The 17,989-nt window shown below is 63.2% G+C and carries 17 protein-coding genes and 1 tRNA gene; 15 read left to right on the top strand and 3 right to left on the bottom strand.

Going from position 1 to position 17,989, the window contains the following annotated elements:
- Nucleotides 1-461 precede the first annotated feature (461 nt).
- The 3 genes from BCUN_RS07175 to BCUN_RS07165 all read left to right on the top strand — a co-directional run bounded on the left by BCUN_RS07175 (nucleotide 462) and on the right by BCUN_RS07165 (nucleotide 6,574).
- The gene (locus tag BCUN_RS07175) at nucleotides 462-2,240 is read left to right on the top strand and encodes a S1C family serine protease (RefSeq protein WP_051920906.1); all 1,779 of its coding nucleotides are present in this window, start codon (nucleotides 462-464) and stop codon (nucleotides 2,238-2,240) included.
- 391 nt (nucleotides 2,241-2,631) lie between these two features.
- Nucleotides 2,632-4,839 (top strand): heavy metal translocating P-type ATPase, encoded by a 2,208-nt coding sequence (locus BCUN_RS07170; RefSeq protein ID WP_033517137.1) that lies wholly within the window; start codon nucleotides 2,632-2,634, stop codon nucleotides 4,837-4,839.
- A 205-nt stretch (nucleotides 4,840-5,044) separates the two neighbouring features.
- The gene (locus BCUN_RS07165) at nucleotides 5,045-6,574 is read left to right on the top strand and encodes an aldehyde dehydrogenase family protein (protein WP_238552348.1); all 1,530 of its coding nucleotides are present in this window, start codon (nucleotides 5,045-5,047) and stop codon (nucleotides 6,572-6,574) included.
- Between the two features lie 97 nt (nucleotides 6,575-6,671).
- On the opposite strand, the gene BCUN_RS12975 is transcribed toward BCUN_RS07165, so the two are convergent.
- On the bottom strand, nucleotides 6,672-7,322 hold the full coding sequence (locus BCUN_RS12975; protein ID WP_081895607.1) for a radical SAM protein: 651 nt from the start codon (nucleotides 7,320-7,322) through the stop codon (nucleotides 6,672-6,674).
- A gap of 152 nt (nucleotides 7,323-7,474) precedes the next feature.
- The gene (locus BCUN_RS12565; RefSeq protein ID WP_160257645.1) at nucleotides 7,475-7,798 is read right to left on the bottom strand and encodes a hypothetical protein; all 324 of its coding nucleotides are present in this window, start codon (nucleotides 7,796-7,798) and stop codon (nucleotides 7,475-7,477) included.
- Here BCUN_RS12565 and BCUN_RS07160 point away from each other — a divergent pair.
- The 9 genes from BCUN_RS07160 (at nucleotide 7,763) to BCUN_RS07130 (ending at nucleotide 14,501) form a co-directional block, all read left to right on the top strand.
- On the top strand, nucleotides 7,763-8,332 hold the full coding sequence (locus BCUN_RS07160; RefSeq protein WP_160257646.1) for an ArsR/SmtB family transcription factor: 570 nt from the start codon (nucleotides 7,763-7,765) through the stop codon (nucleotides 8,330-8,332). The two genes, BCUN_RS12565 and BCUN_RS07160, sit on opposite strands and share 36 nt — an antisense overlap.
- 15 nt (nucleotides 8,333-8,347) lie before the next feature.
- Nucleotides 8,348-8,710 (top strand): hypothetical protein, encoded by a 363-nt coding sequence (locus BCUN_RS11485; protein ID WP_051920905.1) that lies wholly within the window; start codon nucleotides 8,348-8,350, stop codon nucleotides 8,708-8,710.
- A gap of 29 nt (nucleotides 8,711-8,739) precedes the next feature.
- Nucleotides 8,740-9,645 (top strand): MFS transporter, encoded by a 906-nt coding sequence (locus BCUN_RS11480; RefSeq protein ID WP_160257647.1) that lies wholly within the window; start codon nucleotides 8,740-8,742, stop codon nucleotides 9,643-9,645.
- A gap of 20 nt (nucleotides 9,646-9,665) precedes the next feature.
- Nucleotides 9,666-11,132 (top strand): FAD-dependent oxidoreductase, encoded by a 1,467-nt coding sequence (locus tag BCUN_RS07150; protein ID WP_420796470.1) that lies wholly within the window; start codon nucleotides 9,666-9,668, stop codon nucleotides 11,130-11,132.
- Nucleotides 11,133-11,307: 175 nt separating this feature from the next.
- Nucleotides 11,308-12,396 carry a serine hydrolase gene (locus BCUN_RS07145; RefSeq protein WP_051920903.1) on the top strand — a complete coding sequence of 363 codons (1,089 nt, stop codon included), beginning with the start codon at nucleotides 11,308-11,310 and terminating at the stop codon, nucleotides 12,394-12,396.
- A 177-nt stretch (nucleotides 12,397-12,573) separates the two neighbouring features.
- Nucleotides 12,574-13,221: an NAD(P)-dependent oxidoreductase gene (locus tag BCUN_RS07140; protein ID WP_033517143.1), complete on the top strand. Its 648-nt coding sequence runs from the start codon at nucleotides 12,574-12,576 to the stop codon at nucleotides 13,219-13,221.
- 107 nt (nucleotides 13,222-13,328) lie between these two features.
- Nucleotides 13,329-13,460: a hypothetical protein gene (locus tag BCUN_RS12910; RefSeq protein ID WP_274518382.1), complete on the top strand. Its 132-nt coding sequence runs from the start codon at nucleotides 13,329-13,331 to the stop codon at nucleotides 13,458-13,460.
- Between the two features lie 102 nt (nucleotides 13,461-13,562).
- Nucleotides 13,563-14,252 carry an SIR2 family NAD-dependent protein deacylase gene (locus BCUN_RS07135; protein WP_051920902.1) on the top strand — a complete coding sequence of 230 codons (690 nt, stop codon included), beginning with the start codon at nucleotides 13,563-13,565 and terminating at the stop codon, nucleotides 14,250-14,252.
- A 178-nt stretch (nucleotides 14,253-14,430) separates the two neighbouring features.
- A tRNA-Gly gene (locus BCUN_RS07130) sits at nucleotides 14,431-14,501 on the top strand.
- 263 nt (nucleotides 14,502-14,764) lie between these two features.
- Here BCUN_RS07130 and BCUN_RS07125 read toward each other — a convergent pair.
- Complete coding sequence (locus BCUN_RS07125; protein ID WP_152598223.1) at nucleotides 14,765-15,313, bottom strand: hypothetical protein; 549 nt, start codon at nucleotides 15,311-15,313, stop codon at nucleotides 14,765-14,767.
- A 152-nt stretch (nucleotides 15,314-15,465) separates the two neighbouring features.
- Here BCUN_RS07125 and BCUN_RS07120 point away from each other — a divergent pair, with 152 nt between their 5' ends.
- The 3 genes from BCUN_RS07120 to BCUN_RS07110 all read left to right on the top strand — a co-directional run.
- On the top strand, nucleotides 15,466-16,107 hold the full coding sequence (locus BCUN_RS07120; RefSeq protein ID WP_033518501.1) for an SOS response-associated peptidase: 642 nt from the start codon (nucleotides 15,466-15,468) through the stop codon (nucleotides 16,105-16,107).
- 701 nt (nucleotides 16,108-16,808) lie between these two features.
- Complete coding sequence (locus tag BCUN_RS07115; RefSeq protein WP_152598222.1) at nucleotides 16,809-17,492, top strand: hypothetical protein; 684 nt, start codon at nucleotides 16,809-16,811, stop codon at nucleotides 17,490-17,492.
- Nucleotides 17,493-17,589: 97 nt separating this feature from the next.
- On the top strand, nucleotides 17,590-17,989 hold a 400-nt coding region (locus tag BCUN_RS07110; RefSeq protein WP_156100140.1), incomplete at its 3' end, for a helix-turn-helix domain-containing protein.

Raw genomic sequence — 17,989 nt, 5'->3', positions numbered from 1 at the left:
CCCCACTCTAGGCCAGTGCCGTCCCCGCCCGATGGTTGGCGGTTGTGAGTCGTGAGTTCTGAGTTGTGACCCGGTCACGACTCATGAATGCCATGAATGTCGACCGCCGTCTATCCGGCAGACGGAATGCCGCGCAAACGGATGGTTCCCGGATGGGCCGGCATGGATGAACCAGTGGATGAGGCAGGGCGGGGGCGAATGGGTGGATGAAACACGGAAGCAAGGGCATGGGTGCGCATCGGTGGATGGAGCATGGGGCGAATCATAGACTGAAACACTGGCGGTGCCACCGGAAAATTCGCCATCATCTTTCTGCAAACGTTCAGGAAACCTCCAGAAAAGTTTCCTTAACTAGGTCCCAGCGCTTCCTCCGATGGCATACACGCGCGTACCTCGACCGCGCGGCGCGCCCATACTGGGAGCAGAAGGACATGAACCGTACCTCTTTGAATGGAGAGACCGTGACCGACGAAAACAAGACTTCATGGCAGTCCGATCCGCAGAGGCAGCAGCCTGCGGACGACGCGCCGTCGACGAATGACGTGTACCCGACGGATGTCCTGCACCCGACGCACGACAACGAGCCGACTGACGGCACCGCACGTTCGACCGAAGGCGCCACCCGCCCGACGGCCCCCACCCAGGCACTGCCGCCGCTGTCCGACACCGCGGTGCAGTCGCACGCGACCGGGGGCCAGGACGTCGATCCCGCCTACGACACCAGCGAGGACAGCGCGGAGTCTCCCGACGGCCCGTACCGCCCGGCGCCGCAGTACGGCGCGTACGGCCCGGTGCCCGAGCAGGTGCGCGAACAGCAGCGCGCCGCATCGCAGCCGCCGGTCCCGCCGCAGAACCAGAGCCAGCAGCCGCCGCTCTTCGGCTTGCCTTTCCAGAACCAGAACCAGGGACAGCATCAGCAGATGCCTGCCGGCGCGCGTCCGCAGCAGTCGACCGGCCAGGTGCCTCCCACCGGCGGACAGGTGCCGAACTGGCCGCCCTACGGCGACCACGGCGACTCCGGGAAGACGCCGGAACCGCGCCAGGCCAACGGCGTGCTCGTCGGCGTCGTCTCCGCGATCGTCACCGCCGCGCTGTGCCTGGGCCTGGGTTACATGGCGCTGACCAGCGGCTGGGTGAACATCCCCAGGGCCGGCAGCTCCTCCAGCCTGACGTCCTCGGGCTCCGACTCGAACGGCACCGCCGTGGTCGACGGCTCCGAGTCCCCGGACTGGGTCGCCGTCTCCAAGAAGGTCTCCTCCTCCGTGGTGTCCATCCAGACCACGCTCGCCGACGGCGAGGCCGACGGTTCCGGCGTGATCATCAACAAGGAAGGCTACGTGCTGACCAACAACCACGTGGTCTCCGGCGGCCAGTCGATCACCGTGACGCTGAGCAACGGCGACATCTACAAGGCCACCGTCAAGGGCACCGACGCGACCACCGACCTGGCCGTGCTCAAGATCGAGAACGCGCCGTCCGACCTGAACGTGGCCGAGTTCGCCGACTCCGACGACCTGGCGGTCGGTGAGCCGATCATGGCCATCGGCAACCCGCTGGGCTACACCGGCACCACCACCACCGGCATCGTCTCCGCACTCAACCGCCCGGTGAGTGTGATGAGCGACGACCAGAGCACCGTGGTGACCAACGCCGTGCAGATCGACGCCGCCATCAACCCGGGCAACTCCGGTGGCCCGACCTTCAATGCGGCCGGCCAGGTGATCGGCATCAACTCCTCCATCGCCACCACCGCCACCAGCTCCGACACCGCCGGTTCCATCGGCATCGGTTTCGCCATCCCCTCCAGCCTCGCCAAGCGCGTCGCCCAGGAGATCATCCAGAACGGCAAGGTCGAGCACGTGGCCCTCGGCGTGACCATCACGACCGGCCAGGTGAGCGTGGACGGCGCCACCCGCGACGCCGTGATCGTCCAGTCCGTGAACGACAACAGCCCCGCCGCCAAGGCGGGCATCCGCAAGGGTGACGCCATCATCGGCTTCAACGGCGTCTCCGTGGAGAACAACTACTCGCTGCTCGGCTTCGTGCGCGCCGCCGCCATGGACTCCACCGCCAAGCTGACCATCGTGCGCGACGGCAAGACCATGGAAGTCGACGTCAAGCTTGACCAGGCCGAGGCGCAGGTCAACGGCACCAACCGCAGCGAGGAAGAGCAGGAACAGGACCAGCAGGACTACTACCAGCAGTTCCGCGAGTGGCTGGAGCAGCAGCAGAACCGCTAGTCCAAAACGGTCCGGGCCACCCGGACCCACCTGAACCCTGAGAAATCTCTCGTTTTTTCGTGACATTTCTAGGGCGAGCCGCCCAAGCGGCCCGCGTCCTAGAAATGTCACGAAAAAACGAGAGATTTCTATAAGCCCTTGAGGAATCCATCCCCCTTCCGCATGGGAACCCCTCGGGCCACCCCTCGCCCCGATTTCCCATGCGGATGCTACCGTAGAGTCCGTCCGACCCCTGGGCCGGGCATAACTGAATACAGCAAGCAATCTTTTTACGCCGTGTATCGAGTGCAATCCGCTCCGCGGATCGCAACGGTGGGACCCTAAAAACAAGGCGTGAATTGCACCCGCGCATGCCAATGCGCGGTTACGATACCGACCGTAAGGAGATGCGATGAGGAAAATCATCGATCTTTGCAGGCAAGTGCCATTGCTGCCCATCGTCCTCGTGGCGGTGATCCCCCTGGCACTCATCCCCACATGGCGTCCCTGGGGCCACATCCCCGGCGCCTTCGACCCCGGCGTAGGCGAATGGATCGTCATCGCGCTCGTCGCCTGGACCATCGTCGACTCCATCCGCGAGATGGTCGCCAGCATCAAGGAAGGCCACGTCGGCGTCGACCTGCTCGCCGTGGTCGCACTCGCCTCCACCGTGCTCGTCCAGCAGTACTGGGCGGCGTGGGCGGTCACGCTCATGGTCGCTTCGGGTGACGCCATCGAATCCTATGCGCAGTCCAAGGCGAGCAGCAACCTCACCGCGCTCATCAAGGGCGCCCCGCAGCAGGCGCACGTCATCACGCTGCCCGGCGTCAACGGCGACCACGGCCAGCCCGACGAGGACGGCTTCCGCGAAGTCCAGCAGCAGATCGAGGAAGCCGCGGCCGGCGGCGAGCACATCGACGCGGGCAACGGACACTTCGTCACCGTGCCCGTCGCCGACGTCAAGCTCGGCTCTGTGCTCATCGTGCTGCCCGGCGAGATCGTGCCGGTCGACGGCACCCTGCTGTCCGGCTCCGCCACCCTCGACCTGAGCAACATCAACGGCGAGCCCGTGCCGCGCACCGTCTTCTCCGGCGCGCACGTGCTCTCCGGTTCCATCAACGGGTCGACGACGATGATGATCCGCGCGACCTCGCTGGCCGCGGACTCGCAGTACCAGCAGATCATGAAGCTCGTCAGCTCGGCGCAGCAGTCGCGCGCCGCCGTCGTGCGCACCGCGGACATGCTCGCCGTGCCCTTCACCGTCATCTCCTTCCTCATCGCCGGCATCGCATGGGCGGCCTCCGGCACGCCCCTGCGCTTCGCCCAGGTGCTCGTGCTCGCCACCCCCTGCCCTCTGCTCATCGCTGCGCCCGTCGCCTACGTCGCCGGCACCGGCAGGCTCGCCAAGGCGAACATCCTCATCAAGGCGCAGGACGTGCTCGAGAACCTCGGCCGCGTCACCCACATCTTCTTCGACAAGACGGGCACGCTCACCGTTAAGCAGCCGCGCGTCGTCGGCGTGCAGAAAGCCAAGTCCGCGCCCGCGAACCTGAGCGAGGACGAGATCCTGCTCATGGCAGGCGTCGTGGAGAGCTACTCCGTGCACGTGCTCGCCAAGGGCATCACCGAAGCCGGCCGCGAGGCCATGGTGCGGCTGCACCGCATGCCGCAGTCCGCACAGCCCGGCCGACGCAACCCGCAGACCGCCGGCCGCCAGCTGCCCGACCCGGGCGTCGACTATCCGGTCGTCGGCAACATCGTCGAGGACGCCGGCAAGGGCGTCTCCGGCACTGTCGACGGCCGCCGCATCACTGTCGGCCGCTACGCCTACGTGACCGGCCAGGCCATCGCTTCCGCCACCGCGCACAACGCCAAGGAAGCCGAGGCCAACGAGAAGGCCATGGCACAGGCGGACCGCGACGCCGCCAAGCTGTGGCCCACGCAGCTCGCGCCCGACGAAATGGCCACGTACATCGCCATCGACGGCACGCTCGTCGCGCGCATCGTGCTGCGCGACATCCCCCGCGCCAACGCGCGCAAGTCGATAAGCCGGCTGCACGACATGGGCATCGACGACCTGACGATGCTCACCGGCGACAAGCAGGCCTCCGCCATGATCGTCGCCAATGAAGTGGGCATCACCGACGTACGCTACGGGCTGCTGCCCGAGGACAAGGTCAGCGCCGTCGAGCAGGCGTCCCGGGAGGCGGCGGCCGGTCCCGACCCGTGGTGGGACCGCGTGATGACGAAACTGCTCGGCGAATCCATGCACCGGCCGGTGACGATGATGGTCGGCGACGGCGTCAACGACGCGCCCGTGCTGGCCGTCGCGGACATCGGCGTCGCCATGACCGACGGCACCTCCACCGCCGCCTCGGAAAGCGCGCAGGTCGTGATCATGGACGACGACATCGCATGCGTGCCCAAGGCCGTGGCCATCGCGCGGCGCACCAAGCGGATCATGCTGCAGGCGGTGGTGACGGGCCTGACGCTGGCGATCATCGGCATGGTATGCGCGGCGTTCAACCTCATTCCCGTGGTCGTAGGCGCGTTCCTGCAGGAGGCGATTGACGTCGTGTCGATCCTGTGGGCGCTGACGGCGATGTTCGACCGGGACTGAGGCCGGTTCGGCCGGCGCTTCCATGGTCGTTCCTCGCGTAGAGGTTCCAAGAATTCGTGGAACAATGAGGGATTTCCCTGCCGGGAGAGAGGCGTTGTGCCAGTGGCCTAGCGGACGGCCATTCCCGGCGATTCCTCCTTACAATGACTGCCAGATGGCGGCTTCGGCCGCCGCATCGACAGGTCATCGAAGGAATCGAGGCATCGTGAGCACATCGTCGTCGACGCACGCCACCACGGCCGGTACGCAGCCGACCACCCAACAACCGAGCAGGCAACCGGCATCCAACCAGCCGGCAGCGGGGGAGGGCGCCCCGACCTCCACCGACCAGCCCGGCACCTTCACCTCGCTGGAGGCCATCCAGGCGCAGGCCGAGGCCATGCGCGCGTACTTCCTCACGGGCGCCACGCGCGACATCGCCCATCGCAAGCAGGCGTTGCGCGACATGAAGTCGTGGCTCAAGGAACACGAGACGAACGTGCTCAAGGCGCTGTGGCAGGACCTCGGCAAGGTGGCCTACGAGGGGTACATCACCGAACTCGGCATGGTGTACGGCGAAATCGACCTGTGCCTCAAGAAGGTGGACGCCTGGGCCACACCGGAGCGCGTGCCGTCGCCCGTGAGCATGTTCAAGTCGATCTCCACCGTCTACCACGACCCCTACGGCGTGGTGCTCGTGCTCGCCCCGTGGAACTACCCGTTGCAGCTGACGCTCGTGCCCATGGTCGACGCCATCGCCGCCGGCAACTGCGTCGCCTTCAAGCCGGCGCGCGAAGCGCCGGCGACCGCGGCGATCATGTTCCGCATGGCGCGCGAGGTCTTCGACCCGACCTTCGTGTGCGCCATCCCCGGCGGCCCGCACATCAACGACTGGGTGCTCGCCACCCGCTGGGACTCCATCATGTTCACCGGCAGCCCGCGCGTGGGCAAGGTCGTGATGGCCGCCGCCGCGCAGTTCCTCACGCCGGTCACGCTCGAACTGGGCGGCAAGAGCCCGTGCATCGTGCATTCCGACGCCGACCTCAAGGTGGCCGCCAAGCGCATCGCCTGGGGCAAGACCGTCAACAGCGGCCAGACCTGCGTGGCCCCCGACTACCTGCTCGTGCAGGAGGACGTGGCCGACGACCTGCTTGCCGCCATCGCCGACACCTGGAATGAATGGTACGACGGCGACGCGCTGCACAGCCCCATCTGGCCGCACATGGTCAGCATGAAGCACTACAAGCGCGTGATGGGGCTCATCGAGCAGCACAACCCGGCTGCGCGCGTGGCCGTCGGCGGCCACGGCGACCCGGACACGCTGCGCATCGAGCCGACGATCATGACCGGCGTGACGCTCGACGACCCGGTGATGGGCGAGGAGATCTTCGGCCCCGTCCTGCCCGTGCTCACCTACAGTGACCTGGACGATGCCTTCGCGACGATCCGCCGTTTCGAGCATCCGCTGGCCTGTTACGTGTACACCGCATCCAAGGAGGTCAAGCGGCGCGTGATCGGCGAGCTGCAGTTCGGCGGCGGCGCCGTCAACGACTGCTGCGTGCAGCTGTCCAACGACCAGATGGGCTTCGGCGGCGTGGGCAACTCCGGCATGGGTGCCTACCATGGCAAGGTCGGCTTCGATGCCTTCACGCACTACAAGGGCGTGATGGACCACGCCGCCTTCGTCGACCCCGACTTCCGCTATCCGCCCTTCACCGCGGAGAAGAAGCGCCTGGCGAAGGGGTTCATGCACTGAGTGACGATGTGGCGGCCGCAGAGAATTATACGGGTGGAATCGAATCTGCTGATGACCGATTGGCAGTATTGCCTGCCGTTGTCGTGGAGTTACATGGTTAGTCAGCCCTCTCCAATCCATAGGACTGTGCCAGAAGGTCCAACCGTAGTTGCAGCTGCCTGGCGTATGCTGGACAATTACCGACTCCTTCGTGCCAACGTTTTGGGCATGATCCCCCGCAAACGGGTAGCATGGGGCAGTCCCGGGTAATCCATTCATATGTAGGGCGTCCGCTTCTCATGACGCGGCTGGTGTCATGATAATTGCCATAACCATCAATGGTAACTACCAAGCTACGTAGCAATGCTTCATCGTACAAACAACGGAGTCGTTTGTACGTCATGAGAGAACCATTAGTAGACATTGTGGCGCGATATTTCAGTTCATGCTTTCTTGCAGCGGGAATGATCTCATGCGAAAGGCGAAGTATTTCGTGGTACGCCATCAGGGGTTCTCCCCCGTACCAACGTGTTTCAATGGCCTCAAGATTGGGCTGTGATAGGGCGACCTTGATTCTCTCTTGGATTGATGCTGCGGTATTTGCGGAAAATCGAAGTGCGCAGTTGTTTTGGCCGCAGTATGAGCAGCACATATTGCACAAGGAGGTGGGCATGAGAGCGAAAATTCTCGTCCCTGGCGTCCCCTGTTTGAACTGATGAATAATTTGTTGCAGTTCCTGTTGGGCAGTGAGAGAAGTGAGCAGGCCCATTTCTTCATAAGTATCGTAATTATCCTGCGCTGGGCTGAAGGCAGTGGAAAGCAATGCTTGCGCGTCAGTTGCGGGGATAAGGAGAAGAGAGGGACGAAGGGTAAAATACAGCAATCTGACAGCCTTACCCTTGTGAAGATATGTATGCTTGCTCAGCAGATACCGTTGATGTCGAAGATCTGGTCAAGCAGGTCAGAGGCCGGCATAGTCAGTTCGATGGGTTCATGCTTTTCATGACTGTTGTTCATGGGAATCCTTTCGGTGAAGATCCGGGCGGTCCGGATATCTGCAAAAATACTTTTGCAATGATAATTTTGCAAATTCGCTTGCGGAAAAAATGCACAACTTGTCATTCGGATGTTAGCCTTCAACTTATGCGACACATGAACGGACAGGATATGCAGGATGCGAGTACGTCGCCGCACGTGCAGACGGATGACATGAACGACGACAAGGATGACGTGGTTGTCCTCCATGACGCCTCCACCATGCAGGCGCTTGCCAATCCGTCGCGCATGCGTATTCTGGCCACATTGCGCGTACGAGGGGAAATGAGTGTCGGGAATATATGCAAGTCGTTGAATCTGGCCTCCGGCTCCGTCAGCTATCACTTGCGGCTACTGGAATCGGCCGGATTGGTCAGGAAAGTGCAACATCCCGAGGATGGCCGTACCAGTTGGTGGGAAGCCGTGGGGCAGGCCATGTCGCCGCCGCAGGCAGCTCAGGAGGATACCGCAGCGGTCGGAGAATACCTTGAGGCAGTGTCCAATACTTACCGGGAAGTGTACGGACGGTACTTGGCTGTGCGTGATACGGAGCCTGCCCAATGGCGTGAGGCGTCCATGAACGAGGATTGCACCGTGTGCCTCACCGTTGAAGAGCTCACCGCCATGAATGCGGAACTTGATGCGGTGATGCAACGCTGGCGGCATATTGCGCAAGGTCGCTCCGATTCGAGCGGCAGACGGCATGTTGCCCTGATTATGCAAACTTTCCCGTGGTTGCCCTAAGAAGCAAGGTGATTGATGATGGAAATCGAAGAAGAGGCGGTGCAAGAACACCAAGGAGATATGCAAGGCGCGAGCAGGGCATATCCCAGTCTATTGAGGAATGCGGCATATCGCTGGTGGTTTACGTCGGATACCGCTGCAGCGGTCGGTCTGGCGGCAAAGGGCTTGGTGGTTCCCTTGGCGGGATACGCTCTGTCCGGTTCGCTGGCCGCTGCAGGAACATTGGGCACGATGTCCTTGGTCTTGCAGCAGGTTTGTGCAATCTTCGGCGGTACCGTGATTGATCGTCATCGACGCGGGATGTTGGTGGCGCTCAACGGTGTGATTGGCATGATCGGCTACGGAGCCATTGCCGTCCTGCTGGGATTGCGCGCCTGACGTTCCCGTTGTTTGCGATGGTGGTGTGCGTGCTCGCCAGTGCCAATGGATTGTTGGGGAAAGCCACGGATGCGATGTTGCGCTCCATTGTTGCACAAAGTCGTTATGCCCAGGCGAGAAGCGTCAATGAAGGAAGGGACGCGACCATTGTCGTGGCAGGTTCGCCCCTGGGCGGTCTGCTCTATGGTTTCACCCCTTGGCTTCCCTTCATGGTGATGGCTGCTTGCTTCCTGCTCAGCGGTGTCACCGTCTTCCCTGCCAGCCGGGCTTGCAGGGAAGACGGTACCCAGGAGAAGCCGTCCCGTCAGGGATTCTGGCAGGACTTCAAGGAAGGCTGGATCTGGGTCGTGCACCAACGGACCCTTTTGTTGTTGGTTGCCGTTGCCTGCCTGATGAGCTTCGCATCGTCAGGCATGCAGTACTGCGTGCAGATGCAATTGATGAGCGAAGGCGTATCCGCCTTGCGCATCGGTTACGTGGACACGGCCACCGGCGTGGTGCTCATTATCGGTTCTCTGATTGCCACGCGTCTGTCCAAGACCGCCAGGGTCGGACGCGTCTTGGTCGCATCACTGTGTTGCTATGGGGTATCCATGGTGCCGATGCTGTGGTCGCAGTCCTACCTGGTGTTGTTGTCCTGTTCGGCGTTTGCGTTCATTGCATTTCCCCTGTTCAACGCGATGGCGATGGGATTCATCTTCGCCAAGACGCCTATCGATCTGCAGGGGCGTGTTTCCACCGCCGTGGGAATACCGTCTCAGTTCCTGTCCATGTTCACGAGTGCCATTGTGGGGTTCCTGATTCCCTCCGCAGGGTTTTCCCGGAGCTTGCTGCTGTTTCTGTGCGCATTGCTGGCGGCCTTGCTTGTCGCGGTGGTCAGCAGACGTGTACGAGCGATCCCGGATGCGTCCCATTGGCGGCAATACGCGTGGTGAACCTGTATATTTCCAACGGAATGCGGTACCCTGTTGGGGTGACTGATGAATCCCAACTTCGTATTGCAGTGATCGGCGCCGGTCCGGCCGGCGTCTACTCCTCCGACATCTTCCTGCGCCAGCTGGCCAAGCTCGGCGAGGAACTGGGCCTGGGCACCGAGGCGCGCATCGACCTCTTCGAGCGCCTGCCTGTCCCCTTCGGCCTGGTGCGCTACGGCGTGGCGCCCGACCACCCGTCCATCAAGTTCATCGCCTCCGCCCTGGAGAAGACGCTCGACAACCCGAACATCCACCTCTACTGCGACGTGGAGTTCGGTAAGGACGTCCAGCTCGAGGACCTGCTGGAGCGCTACGACGCGGTGCTCTTCGCCACCGGCGCCGTCAAGGACAAGCCGCTGCGCATCCCCGGCGCCGACCTCGACGGCGTGTACGGCGCCGCCAAGTTCGTCGAATGGTACGACGGCTACCCCACGGGCGCGCGCGAATGGCCGCTCGAGGCGGAACAGGTCGCCGTCATCGGCGGCGGCAACGTGGCCATGGACGTCGCCCGCGAGCTCATGCGCAACGCCGACGACCTCAAGGCCAAGACCGACATCCCCGACAACGTCTACGAGGGCATCGGGAAAAACAAGGCGAAGGAACTGCACCTGTTCATCCGCCGTGGCGTCGCCCAGGCGAAGTTCTCCGTGCAGGAACTGCGCGAGATGGAGAAACTGCCCGGCGTGCAGCTCGTCATCGACGAGGACGACTTCGACCTCGACGAGGACACCGTGGAGGAAGCCGGCAAGGACAAGCTCACCCGCCAGATGGTGGAGGAGCTCTTCGCCATCCAGGACATGGCACTCGACATGGAGGACGACGGCGACGTCGACTTCGAGGGCAACCCCGCCGACCGCAAGTACTACATCCACTTCAACAGCGCACCCACCGAGATCCTCGGCGAGGACGGCAAGGTCGCCGCGATCCGCGTGGAACGCACCGAGACCGGCGCCGACGGCGTCATGCACCGCACCGGCGAATTCACCGACTACCCGGTGCAGGCCGTCTACCACGCCATCGGCTACCAGCCGGAAAGCGTGCCCGGCATCGCCTACGACGAGCGCGGCGCCCACCTGGCCAACGCGAACGGCGACGGCCGCATCACCGAGACCCATGACAACGGCGAAGTGCGCGAGCGCCTCTACGCCACCGGCTGGGCCAAGCGCGGCCCCGTCGGCCTCATCGGCTCCACCAAGTCCGACGCGCTCATGATTGTGACCGCCATGCTCGAGGACCTCGCCGCCAACAAGGAGAACGCGCGCCTGGCCCCTGACCGCGACCCCGAGTCCATCGACCGCCTGCTGGCCGAGCGTGGCATCCGCCCGATCGACTTCGCCGGTTGGAAGCGCATCGACGCCTACGAGCGCGCCGAGGGCGCCAAGGAGGGCCGCGAACACAAGAAGGTCATCGAACCCGACGACTTCCGCCGTCTCGCGCGCGGCGAATAGGTCGTCGCGCCGGCAGCGAAGTCGGTGGCGCTGCTAGGATAAGGGAGGCTGCAAAGGTGTGCGCAGCCTCCCCTTTTTTCGTATAGGTACCAGTCGCCACGTCTCCCGGTGGCGTACGGAATGCAGGTGAATCGTGCGTCTTGGGCATTGTCGGCAACAGGCGCAGCTGCCAGCCATGAGCGACCGACAGCTGGACGCGGCCATCGCCGCACAGGAACGGGCCATCCGCCACTGGAAGACCGTCCTCATGGCCGTCGTCATGGTCCTGGTGGTCAGCGCGCTCGTCGTCGGCGGCGCCATCCTCTTCCCGCACTACGCAGCCTCGCAGATCGTCGCCGAGCCGGCGTCCGGGCAGGAGCAGGACCCCACCATGCTGCACAGCGCCGCGACCGCCAGTGCGTCGCCGACCCCGTCGCCGTCGCCGACGCAGCTCACGCTCAACGGCGTCACCGAGCTCGCGCTGGAGAATCTCGACGCCGTCGACGGCAACAGCGAGTTCGCCACCCTCGGCCTCGAGCTGTCCGACGAAGCCAACGCGCAGATCGAGGCGGCCGTCCAAGCCATCACCGACCAAGGGTACGGCGTCTCCTTCGTCATGGTCGACCTGTCCACCGGCGGCGTGCTCAGCGCCGAGGGCAACGTCGAGCGCTACTCCGCGTCCTCCATCAAGGCGCCGTACATCGTCTCCCTGGCGCAGACGGGCACCATCGACCTCGGCACCGTGGCCAGCGGCAACAACCTGATGCTCGCGAATCTCATCGCCAACACGCTGCACGTCTCCGACAACGACGCCTACGACACCCTCTACACCACCTACGGGCGGATGCCCTTCCTCCAATGGGCGGCCGACAGCGGCATCGCGGACACGCAGATCGGCTACTACGGCGACCTCACGGCGCTCGACTTGGCGCGCATGTGGACGATGACGGCCGACTATCTGTTCGCCGCCAAGCCGATGCGCGGCGCGACCGCCGACGCCAGCGCGCGCGGCTGGCTCGCCGACCAGATGATCGACTCGCTCAACTCCGTCATCTCCGAAGCCGAACCGGAGCGCCTCGTCTATTCCAAGGGCGGCTGGATCTACGGCGAGGGCGGCTTCTATGCGCTCAACGACGGCGGCATCGTGCTGTCCGGCGACGACGCCCTCGAGCGACTCGACGGTCGGCCGAGCGGCGTCGTCGTGACCGTGCTGTCCGACGCGTGCGGCCGCAACGACCTGCTGGTGCCGCTCGTCGAGGCGCTGGTGGCGGCCGTGGACGCGTGAGCGTGAGCTGTTCGACACGCAGATGTAACTGTTGATATTACAATGAAGGGCGGCAGCGTTTTCTCCGTGCCGTCGCCTGGTGTGCTATGGTGTAACCACAAGTTGTAACACGAAAGGTTACAACAAAGACAGACAGCTAAACCAAGGCACGCCCAGCGTGCACCAAGGAGAACACCAATGAAGATTGCAGTCGTGGCAGCAAACGGTCGTGTCGGTCGCCTCGTCGTCAAGGAGGCGGTGGACCGCGGCAACGACGTCACTGCCTTCGTCCGCGAGGACGCCAACGACACGGTCGCCCAGCACGTCGTCAAGAAGGACCTCTTCGACCTGACGACCGACGACCTCAAGGACTTCGACGTGGTCATCGACGCCTTCGGCGCTTGGGCCCCGGAAGCCCTGCCGTTGCACGTCAAGTCGCTCATGCACCTGGTCGACATCCTCAAGGGTGCCGATGTGCGCCTGCTCGTGGTGGGCGGCGCCGGCTCCCTGTACGTCGACTCGGAGCGCAAGATGCGCCTGGTGGACACCCCGGACTTCCCGGACGAGTTCAAGCCGCTCGCCTCCGCACAGGTCGCGCAGTTCGACGAGCTCGAGAAGAACGGCGACGAGGTGGAGTGGACCTACATCTCCCCGGCGGCCGACTTCCAGGCCGACGGCGAGCGCACCGGCGAGTGCATCCTCGCCGGCGACGAGCTGACCACCAACGACCGTGACGAGTCCGTCATCAGCTACGCCGACTACGCCCTCGCGATGGTCGACGAAGCCGAACGTACGGGCACTCCGGATGCCCACATCCGCGAGCACCTGAGCGTCGTGCGCAAGTAAGGCACGCAGTGCCATCCCACGAGAAATTGTTCATTTTTCTGAACAAAATCTCGTGGGATGGCAGCAGTAGTTGTGCCGTCGGAACCACAAGCAGGAAAGGCGGTATCGTGAACGAATCCAGGGATAGGTTGGCATTGGTCGACGCGCACGCCGACGACGCGGACAAGCCGCTGCGGCAGGTGGTGTTCGACGTGTTCTCGGACGAGGACGAGGCAATCTACCGCAGGCTGCTCGGGTAGATGCGGGACGCCCCGTCGGCGATGCCTCCGACGGGGCAAGCCGACGTAAAGAATCATGTAAAGATACGACGAGTCGAGGGGGAGCGGACCATAGGCCAGACGATGGACAAACAGGATGCGAAGGCGTTGATCGACCGTGCGCGCGAGGAGCTCAAGGGCGCCAAGCGCGTGCTGATCGGTGCAGGTGCGGGACTGAACTACGGCGGCGAGCGGTTCCGCAGGCACATGCACGCGTTCATCGAGCGGTACGGCATGACGGACATGTACTCCGCCGGCTTCTACCCCTTCGCCGATGACGCGGACCGCTGGGCCTACTGGGCGCACCACGCCACCGTGAACAACCTGGGGCAGCCGGTGCTGCCGCTGTACGAGGAACTGTATGCGTGGGCGAAGGATCGCGACTGTTTCGTGATCACCACGAATGCGGACGGCCAGTTCCTCAAGGCCGGCTTCTCGCCGGACCGCCTGTTCACGCCGCAGGGCGACTACGCGCACATCCAGTGTGCGAACGGCTACGATGTGCGCGAGATCTTCGCCTCGATCAAGGAGGATACCGGCCACGGCGAGCGCACGCGCATCTCGGATCCGTCGCTCATTCCGATGTGCCCGACCTGCGGCGGCCCCATGGCCATGCACTTGCGCGTGGACGGCGACTTCGTGCAGGATGACGACTGGTATGCGGCGCAGCGCCGCTATTTCGAGTTCGCGCAGGGCATCGCGGACCATCCGACCGTGCTGCTTATAATACGCCGACCTGGATCCGCTGGCCCTTCGAGCGGCTGGCCGAGGTGACCGGCTCGCCCCTGGTCCGCATGAACTATGACAGCGCCGAGGTGTCGCCGGCAGTGCCGGAAGGCATCGGACCGCAGGGTGACATCGCCGCCCTGCTGCCGCAAGTGATGGACTGAGCGTGGTTGCATCCGGCCGCCCATGTGGTATAGTGGCTGAGCGTGCGCGTGCAAGCACGCCCGCGGATGTAGTTCATCGGTAGAACGAAAGCTTCCCAAGCTTTAAAGGCGGGTTCGACTCCCGTCATCCGCTCTTGAAAAACCGTTGGAATTCCAACGGTTTTCTTGTTTTTAAGATGCGGGATGCAGTATTTGTGCCGTACCGTTGCCTTACGGCGCCTCCATGCATCCTCAGCGGGAGCCGTGCGCAATCCGCGGCTGATTTCAGCATCATCGCTGTTTTCTCTGACAAAACGTGTATGAGTTACACGTTTTGTCAGACGAAAGCGCCTCTTCGTCTGACATTCCGTGTCACCCATACACGCTTTGTCAGACGAAAGTCGGCAGTCGAGCCCCTCAGATCAGCCACGCGAAGCCGAGCATGAGGACGGCGCCGAGCATCACGATTGAGGCGGCTTTCGACTTGGGCAGCTTGCGGGCGAACATCCAGCTGAAGACGGCACCGGCCACCGCCAGGCCCGCCAGTCCGAAGGACACCCAGCGAATCGGCTGTTCATTGGCGCCGATGATGCCGAAGAGCACCAGGAAGATCGGAATGAGCGTGCCCGCGGCGCAGCCGATGAGCGTCCACGAGAGCGCGGTGTCGGTGATGTTCCAGGCGCGGGAGTGCGGCGGGATGCCGGCCGCCTCCTGCATCTTCTCGAGTTCCTTGATCTGGCGACGGACGTCGTCCATGCGCTTGCCCTGCAGCGCCTGTTCCTGACGCAGGCCGGCCAGTTCCTCCTTGAGGTGGTCGAGCTGCATCGACTGGAGCTGGGCGGCCTGCGGGTCGGCGGTCACGGTCATCGCCGTGCCGGCCGGCGCCGGCGCCCCATCGCCGGAGTCGTAGGGCGCCGACACGACCTCGAGCTGGGAATGTGCTTTGCTGCTGTTCTTAGTAGTCATGCCTGTGACTATACGGAGCCAAGCGGGGAGAAGTCCGGGATTGTGCCGGTGGGATAATGCCTGCAGCCTGCGATGCCCCGGAACCGGGGCACGGCGGCCACACATGGCGGGAATGCCGATATGGTTGCCACACTGCCGGTACCATCGAAGGCATGTGCGCACATTATGTCGGATTGACCGCCGAACAGGCGGAGCAGGCCATCCACGAACTGATGACACCGAAGACGGCGGACGGCGACGCGGCGACGCAGCTTGAGCTCGAACTGCCGCCGAGCGGCGTCGACGTCTTCCCAAAGAGCGCGACGCCGGTCATCGTGCCCGACTTCGACACCGCCGTCGGCGTGCCCGAGCTGGCGGCGGGCACGCTGACGGCGCAGCCACTGCAGTGGGGCTTCACGCCGGCCTGGACGAAGGACGTCGTCTTCAACACGCGCATCGAAAGCGCCGACAAGCCGATGTGGCGCGCCGCAATGGAACACAGCCGCTGCCTGGTCGCCTGCCGCTGGTTCTATGAGACGCACCGCACCGAGACGACCGTGAGCGAACGCACCGGCCGGCCGGTCAAGCAGCGCTACGCCTTCCGTGTGCCCGGCACGCCCGTCATGCTCATCGGCTGCGTGCGCCGCGGCGCCGAATTCTCCATGGTGACGACCGACGCGAACGCCGACATGGCGCCGGTGCACCCCCGCATGCCGCTGATCGTGCGTCCCGACGAAGCCGACCTGTGGCTGGGCCCCGACTATCCCGCGCTCGCCGACCGCAGCAGTATCCGCCTGGATTCGCTCAAGGTATGACGGGGATACCTTATTGGAGACAAGGTGGTTGATCGATGCAGTGAATTATACGGCTCTTCGCATTTGGTTGTGTAGGAGCCTGTCAGGGATCCCTGCCAGCTCTGGGACCATGCACCACCGCGCCTGGACACCGAGTGGAAAAGTCGGGTTGAACCTGCGTTCTCCGCTCGGTACTCGTGGTACGGGCCCTCGCGGGAAGTCCTGGAGTACGGAACGCAGACTCGGGGACATGCCTACACACCCAAACACGAAGAGCCAATTATGCAAGATACCAATCCGCCTTGTCTTGATATATGAGACGAAGCATATGAGGGGGGCAAAAATCATGCTTGTCTGGTTTTTGCCCGATGCGGCATATGCTTTAATGGAGAAGGCATAGAAGGGTTTTCTCATGCGTAGATTTAAGCGTACGGCTGCCGTTACCATTGTTGCTTTGGCTTTTGTTGGCGTATTTGTGCCATCTGCCAGTGCGGCTTCTGGATATGTCGACAATACTCGTATTGCGGGGTCATGGAATTACAGCTGGACACTTTCGAAAGCTTCCGTTCAGGCGAAAAAGCATCGTATATTGGCACGGCTCGGGCGGTGCAGGACGGTCGTGTATTGCAATCAAGTACCAGCAAAAAGACTCAGTACATGAGTGTGTCCATCTTCGGAAAGGCATCTAACCATAACGATTCGGCTAGTGTATGGGGCTAAGGGTGAGTAAAGGTCAATCCATTGCAGTCCGGGCATTTCTGTCGGTTCTCTGTTTGGGCGTTGCATGTTTTGGGGCGGGCTGCGACGGCAATGACCAATCCAGTGAATACATTCCCGAAAATGGTGCCAAGATCGGCGCTTCCGTGGCGGATGTGATGAAGGACTGGCTGGAGGATCCGGATGTTCCGGCTGCCCAGCGCGCCGTTCTCGAGCGTGTGGCTGCTACCGGCGATATGGAGTCCCTCGACTATGAGCAGAGCTGGGCCCAGTATCGCCAGTGTATGACGGATCTAGGATACCGGGAAATCAAGCTGCAGAAGTACCCAAGTGGCCTGTATATCGAGGCTCTGCATCTTGCGGGAACGGCCCGACAGGAATCGAAATACGAAGAAGACCGGGCGCAGTGCACGGCGGAACATGTGGAATACGTGCAGGCTGCATATGCGATGCTTGCCGGCAACCCAAACCTGTACGAGGACGCCGACGAAGCCGTTGTGGACTGCCTGCATCGTGAAAACCTGGTTGCGGCGGACTACACTGCGTCATCCTTTGCCGAGGAGTCGGCACGCGGCGAGGAGGACGACTATTCTTTTGACATCCGTGACATGAAGGCGCGTTCTTGCTTGGCGTCCAATGGCCATCTCACGGCATTCATCGGCGATGATGTCGAGGAGCGGTTGTGGTGACTGGCTGCTGTGTCCGTGGGTGTTTGAGAAATCTCTCGTTTTTTGATCCGTCCCCCGTTTTCTGGACACAGGAAATAGGAGGACGGTTCTTTTGGTTGTGTATCGTCGTGAGGTACGTGAGCAGGCGTTGGTCCTGTTCGAGTACGGGTTCAAGTATGGTGCGGTTTCCTCGAAACTGGGCATAGGCCAGGGCGTGGCACGTGCTTGGCAGGACCTGTACGAGGCTTGTGGCAAGGAGGCTTTGCTGGATATGGGAAGCACGCATCGTTCGTACGCGTACGAGACCAAGCTCGAGGCGGTACGCCGTCTGGAGGCGGGTGAGTCGCCGCGCCAGGTGATGGCCGGGTTGCATATCGCGTCCAGGAGCGTGCTGGCCCGGTGGCGGGCCGCGTGGAAGCAAGGCGGGGACGATGCGGTTGCGCGCCAAGCCCCGGGGACGGCCGTAAGGGGGTCGGTGAACGAAGCCGGTCGAGCCCACGCGCGAGCAGCAGCTCGAA

The organism is Bifidobacterium cuniculi, assembly GCF_000741575.1.
GTDB classification, from domain to species: domain Bacteria; phylum Actinomycetota; class Actinomycetes; order Actinomycetales; family Bifidobacteriaceae; genus Bifidobacterium; species Bifidobacterium cuniculi.
This window is presented reverse-complemented; position numbering and strand designations above follow the sequence as displayed.

Coding starts and splice junctions, on each gene's coding strand:
- BCUN_RS11485 (WP_051920905.1), top strand. CDS start 8,348: ATGATGGAAATCGAAGAAGAGGCGGTGCAAGAACACCAAGGAGATATG.
- BCUN_RS07135 (WP_051920902.1), top strand. CDS start 13,563: ATGGACAAACAGGATGCGAAGGCGTTGATCGACCGTGCGCGCGAGGAG.
- BCUN_RS12975 (WP_081895607.1), bottom strand. CDS start 7,322: ATGGGCCTGCTCACTTCTCTCACTGCCCAACAGGAACTGCAACAAATT.
- BCUN_RS07140 (WP_033517143.1), top strand. CDS start 12,574: ATGAAGATTGCAGTCGTGGCAGCAAACGGTCGTGTCGGTCGCCTCGTC.
- BCUN_RS07145 (WP_051920903.1), top strand. CDS start 11,308: ATGAGCGACCGACAGCTGGACGCGGCCATCGCCGCACAGGAACGGGCC.
- BCUN_RS07170 (WP_033517137.1), top strand. CDS start 2,632: ATGAGGAAAATCATCGATCTTTGCAGGCAAGTGCCATTGCTGCCCATC.
- BCUN_RS07125 (WP_152598223.1), bottom strand. CDS start 15,313: ATGACTACTAAGAACAGCAGCAAAGCACATTCCCAGCTCGAGGTCGTG.
- BCUN_RS12565 (WP_160257645.1), bottom strand. CDS start 7,798: ATGGAGGACAACCACGTCATCCTTGTCGTCGTTCATGTCATCCGTCTG.
- BCUN_RS07150 (WP_420796470.1), top strand. CDS start 9,666: ATGCGGTACCCTGTTGGGGTGACTGATGAATCCCAACTTCGTATTGCA.
- BCUN_RS07160 (WP_160257646.1), top strand. CDS start 7,763: ATGAACGACGACAAGGATGACGTGGTTGTCCTCCATGACGCCTCCACC.
- BCUN_RS07120 (WP_033518501.1), top strand. CDS start 15,466: ATGTGCGCACATTATGTCGGATTGACCGCCGAACAGGCGGAGCAGGCC.